Origin of the sequence: Leptospira soteropolitanensis (genome assembly GCF_026151655.1) — a bacterium.
GTDB lineage: Bacteria > Spirochaetota > Leptospiria > Leptospirales > Leptospiraceae > Leptospira_A > Leptospira_A soteropolitanensis.
In genome coordinates this window covers 1-5,063 of sequence record NZ_JAMQPN010000024.1, presented here as the reverse complement: position 1 = coordinate 5,063, position 5,063 = coordinate 1, and the positions used below count along the sequence as shown (strand labels likewise).

Here is a 5,063-nt window from a genome sequence, read left to right as displayed (position 1 = left end):
TATGTAAATTTAGAACTTCATTAATAATTTCAGTTTCTCCATATCCAAATTGTTCAATGGCAGTTTTTTGAGCATTTTTTGTAATAGAAAACTTTCCTTCGTTAATCAGTTCTTTTATCTTTTTTAACGGATAATGACAGACACGCTTTTCCACTAATCCTAGTTTATTTAATGGGTAGACAATGTCAACTATTTAAAATCTTGTATTTTAAATTAAATTTTACGGTCTTGCGCATAACGAACTAGGCTAACCGACGTAGGCTGGCCCTGAGTCCCGGAACGGGACGTTAGGGACTGGCCACGACACTTGCGAATGCAAGGGGAGTGCCAGAAGCCTATGTGTCGCAGATCAAGCGAGGGCGTAAGTCCCGAAGCGAAGCGGTTAGCCACTGTTATGCGCAGGAGACTAGTAGTAAATGAATTCTTAAGTTATTTCTTTGAAAATTGTTAGAAATTCTTTTGGACTTAATGGTTTTATTTCACCATCAGTATAATCTTTTTTATTTCGTGTAATTAAATATTCTATCTTTTTTGATTTTGCAGCGAAGTATTGAATTGAATCTTCAAAATCTTTGATGGAAGAATTTAATCCTTGGTTTATAATTTTTTCATCAATTGGTATTATTTCTATTATAGTAATGAACTCTTTGATTAATTCTCTTGCAGTTTTTTCATTTGTATATTTTGCAAGTATATAGAAAATATTCCAAACGATTAAAGATGAAATAGAGCCTTTGATTTGTTTGTTTTCAATTAAAGAAATCAGTTGAACTGATTCTTGGAAAAAAGGTTCTCTCGCATATAAATAGTCGATAATAATATCAGAATCTAGGTAAACGCTCCTAATCATTTGTATTTCTTTTCGAGAAAATTAGAAATATCATTTTTAAGATTAATCTCTTTTTTACCTTTTAAGATACCTGCTAATTTTTTCGTTAAAGGAGGAAGATTTTGCTCATTTGAAGGTATTTTTGAGGAAATACCAGCTAGATAATCTTCAATTAGTTTGGATAAACTTTTATTTCTTTGTTTTGCGAATTCTTTGGCTTGCTTTATGATTCTGTCATCAAGTGAAAGTGTAAGTTTAGTATTCATACGAAAACACCTATACGTATAGAATATCACATGGAATACGTATTTGTCAATCTAAACTTTCTTTTAAATTAATAAATTTTAGGGTTTGTCTGGTGTTTTGATTAGATTTTTGTCTCTTGCGTATAACGAACTAGGGGAGACGACGTTCCCTGACCCTGAGTCCCGACGGGACGTTAGGGACTGGCACGTAGTTTGCGGATGCAAACGAGTGACAGAAAGGGAATGTGGCGCAGCCCAAGCAAGGCCGTGAGTGCCGCAGCGCAGCGTTTCCTCGCTGTTATACGCCGTAATTTAATTAACTTTAAAATAATATTTCTCATTTTTTATTATCTCTAAAACTTCGGCTACTATTAGTTTTTCAGAAGTTAGAGATTGGTTATAGCTTTCGCCAAAAAATTTCTTGAATGTGTAGTTAAAGATTTCGATTGCGTTGTTATTTGGAGAATGAATTATTCTTGGTAAAAAGAAATTGATTTCAATATCATATTCATCCTGAGGACAATGCATGGCAATTAAACCAATCGGATCCCATTCATTAATGAGCAGATTTATTTTTTTGAATATTTCTTTATATTTTGAAATTAAAAATATATCATACTCAAATATCCAGTCTTCCGGAGTATTTAAGCTAAAACTAGGAGAGAAAGTGTATTCAAAATCATTACAATTAATAGTTTCATTTATATAATTCCTATATATTGATAGGTTTTCTTTGATTGGCATATTGGGGTCATTGATAATTTTAGCCGGGATAGAAGATTTATAATATTTACCATCAAAAAAATTGCTTTCATAAATTTTATTTTCTCTATTACTTTTTGTTGGATTGGATTCCCAAAACTCCCAGAATGTTATACTATTAATAGCTATATTGGCTAAAAAAAGCTCCTCAATGAAGTAATCAAAATAGAAAGTATTAATGATTATTTCTTTGTAGTTATTTAATGAAGTGTCTCCGAGATTGTGGTGAATAGCTTTATCTAGATGTTCTTTAATATTCATTTTAAATTATGGCGTATAACGAACTAGCCTTAACGACGTAGGCTGACCCTGAGTCCCAAGGGGACGTTAGGGACTGGAACGACACTTGCGTAAGCAAGGGGAGTGCCAGAAGCCTATGTGTCGCAGACCGAGCGAGGCCTAGTGCCGAAGCGAAGCGTTAAGGCGCTGTTATGCGAAGCCAATTAGTTTAATCGTAATATTTAAAATCTTCTTTTAGTAGAGTCAAAAATTTTTCCCGAACATTTTTTGTATTTTCTTTTATTATATCGAACTGATCTAACAGATCCTTTTTATTACTTAATTCAGCGAATTTCCTGATTTGAATTAATCCTGAGTGGGGTGAAACGAAATCTTGATATTCAAAAAATGAAAAATAAGGCTCGTCTTTTAATCCACAGTTGAAGATAAATTGGCCCTTGCAATATTTACTGTTCCAATACTCGTACAATTCATTAATCGAAGAAATTAATTTTAATGAAGTATTATCTTTAATATTATCGGAAATATTTAACGACCAAAATGAGTCTGGATTTATTGGGCACATTGGATTTTCAATAAATATTTCTGGTGAATTTTGTGCAGGATTATTTGCTTCAAATTTTGTTACAATACATCGATTTTCAGATAGTCCATAACTGAAACTTAAGTCGATTAGACTGCCTAGTTTTGAATTTTGTCTATTTGGAAACCAAATTTCCATTTGATTTGCCCAAAGCGGAGAGTTATTTAAAGTAATTTTACCTAATGCATACCAAAGGAAAAGTATTTTTGCAGTGGGTAGATTATAAGCACAATAAGATCGATTATCTGTAGGACCAGAAAATATTTTACACTTATTTCCATCTTTGACAGCTGTATCAAGTCGAAACCATACTGTCTGTATTTGAGGATTTGAAAATCTTTCATCCAGTGACCTCCTTAATCGAACTGGTGTTAAATCATCCATAAATCCTATATAATCTCCATCAGTGTAACCATGAGGTGCCTTGATTCTTGAATGCCGGTCATCTTTTAAAGGCCAACCACTAATTATAGGAATATTCTCTTCATCTTTCGTTTTAGATCTATATAAATTTAACATTTTATATGATTCTGATTTTCCATTTGATAAAAGAATTGGAGGAAGTTCATCTCTTATTTCGTGTCTGTTTTTACCAAAGTCGATTTTCTTTTTATTCCTAATTATTTTGGAAATCAGTTTATTTAAATCTTTAAGGTCTTGATCCCAGTTTATGTTTAAATCAGTTTTTTTCAAATCCGAGTAATCGCTTAGAATAACTTGATTGGTATTATTTTTTTTGTAGTTATATTTCCAAATCGTAAATGACACGGGCCATTTTCCATCTACTTCGAAGAATTCACTACTAGTAACAAAAAAGCCACCTTCAAATTTAAAGTATTCATCAAAAACCTCTCGAAAATATTTAAATCCAACTCTGGGTATTAACCATGATGTTGGGGAGAAAATAAAAATTATAGGGTTATCGACTATACCTTCATTCTTTTGAATCTTTGCTATTTCGAGAATCTGAGCTAGAAAATGTACAAATCTCTCTTTACTTGCATCACTTTTAACTAGATCTATAATTTGTTGATTTACTAAATAATTTGAACTTGTTTTTTCTCGAAATTTTTCTTCTTCTCTAGTATTTTTATATGGTGGGTTTAATAAAAACGCAAATGGTTTATCAATAGTTTTTCCATCCATTGATAAATAATTTTTTATTATGTTATAATATTCGGCTGCACTTTTGTCTAAAAAATTTAATCCCTTATTTTCTGTTGTTTTCGGTATAACTGTATAACCTTGTTTTATTTGAATTGGATCATTTTTTAGTCGTAATTCGATTGTTTTTAAAAGATCTGGATTCAATTCAGATACAACCTTAAATTTTAGGTGATTTCTTCTCCAGCTGCTGATTAAATTTCCTGAACCACCAGCCGGATCAAAGACTATGTATTTATCGCTTAATTTCTTTTCGCCAAATTTTTCGCGAATGAACCAAAGTGCGAATTTTGATAAATTGATATCAGTGAAGAAAATTCCATGCTGTTTTACATACTCCGAATCATGTGCAGCTAATGCTTCATCGAATCGACTGAAGTAATAATCAATATTAATACCTATTTGATCGTTAGTAAAAACATACCTACTTTCAACATATTTTCGAAAATTTTGGTGATGCTGTGGATTAATTGTAAATTCTTCGCTTGCTTTTGTTCCATTCTTTCCGTTTATCCAGATTATGCTAGGTGAGGAGTCTCTTGAAAATGGAACCTGTGATGTTGTATCCCAGTAAGGAAGCATGGTGTAGAAGCAATGGATAGCATCTATCGAATTTCTAAAAAATGGCTTAAGTTCGCCTATTGTTCTTAGAAAATTTTGAGGATTAATTTGAATTCTTTCACTATCTATATTTTTAAGGTAATCAAGAAATTCTAAATATTGGGAATCGATATAAAGAGAATTTTTGCTATCGAAAAGAAAATAAGATGAATCTAAGATTTCCTTTGCGAGACCTTTTGTAGTTTTTTTAGCATTACGTTTACCTATTTCACTCGGTGCTACAGTCGAATCTGAATTGTTAATTAGTTCAAGTGCACCTTTAGGTACTTGATTAAGTTTCCATAGACCAATAAAGTTATGGCTGATGATGCAAATAGTAGAATAGGTTAGTCCTCTTCTTTTGTAATGCATAGATTGATAATAAGCAGATAACCAATCTTTTTCATGTGTTTTTAATTCTACTAAAAGTCTACCTTCAATATATATATCAGCTCCATTGGCATCAGCTTCTTTTTTAAATTTATTTGAAGAAAAAAGATTTTTAAAAAGTGGAAAAATTAGGTGATCTTTGGATCTTTCTGTGCTCTCACTTTCAACATATTCTCGTAAATTTTTTAAATCTTTATTCATTATTGTATCTCAAGAGTAAGCATTTTTTTTTCAATAGATTTTTAATTGG

At 31.5% G+C, this 5,063-nt stretch carries 5 protein-coding genes; all 5 read right to left on the bottom strand.

All coding sequences use genetic code 11. The features are described from left to right. The coding region (locus tag ND811_RS19660) for a type II toxin-antitoxin system MqsR family toxin (RefSeq protein ID WP_407658931.1) at nucleotides 1–154 on the bottom strand (154 nt) is incomplete at its 3' end. Nucleotides 155–424: 270 nt separating this feature from the next. Then, nucleotides 425–850: a type II toxin-antitoxin system VapC family toxin gene (locus ND811_RS18785; protein ID WP_265353488.1), complete on the bottom strand. Its 426-nt coding sequence runs from the start codon at nucleotides 848–850 to the stop codon at nucleotides 425–427. Further along, entirely contained in the window at nucleotides 847–1,095 is a 249-nt protein-coding gene (locus tag ND811_RS18780) for a DUF6364 family protein (protein WP_265353487.1), read from the bottom strand. Before ND811_RS18780 ends, ND811_RS18785 begins: the two co-directional genes overlap by 4 nt. 291 nt (nucleotides 1,096–1,386) lie before the next feature. After that, nucleotides 1,387–2,097 (bottom strand): hypothetical protein, encoded by a 711-nt coding sequence (locus ND811_RS18775; RefSeq protein ID WP_265353486.1) that lies wholly within the window; start codon nucleotides 2,095–2,097, stop codon nucleotides 1,387–1,389. A 187-nt stretch (nucleotides 2,098–2,284) separates the two neighbouring features. Further along, nucleotides 2,285–5,014, bottom strand: coding sequence for a hypothetical protein (locus ND811_RS18770; RefSeq protein ID WP_265353485.1), 2,730 nt, complete (start codon nucleotides 5,012–5,014; stop codon nucleotides 2,285–2,287). Nucleotides 5,015–5,063: the final 49 nt, after the last annotated feature.

What these genes read in the sequence shown, in the direction of transcription:
- ND811_RS18780 (WP_265353487.1), bottom strand. Translation starts at nt 1,095, where the DNA reads ATGAATACTAAACTTACACTTTCACTTGATGACAGAATCATAAAGCAA.
- ND811_RS18775 (WP_265353486.1), bottom strand. Translation starts at nt 2,097, where the DNA reads ATGAATATTAAAGAACATCTAGATAAAGCTATTCACCACAATCTCGGA.
- ND811_RS18770 (WP_265353485.1), bottom strand. Translation starts at nt 5,014, where the DNA reads ATGAATAAAGATTTAAAAAATTTACGAGAATATGTTGAAAGTGAGAGC.
- ND811_RS18785 (WP_265353488.1), bottom strand. Translation starts at nt 850, where the DNA reads ATGATTAGGAGCGTTTACCTAGATTCTGATATTATTATCGACTATTTA.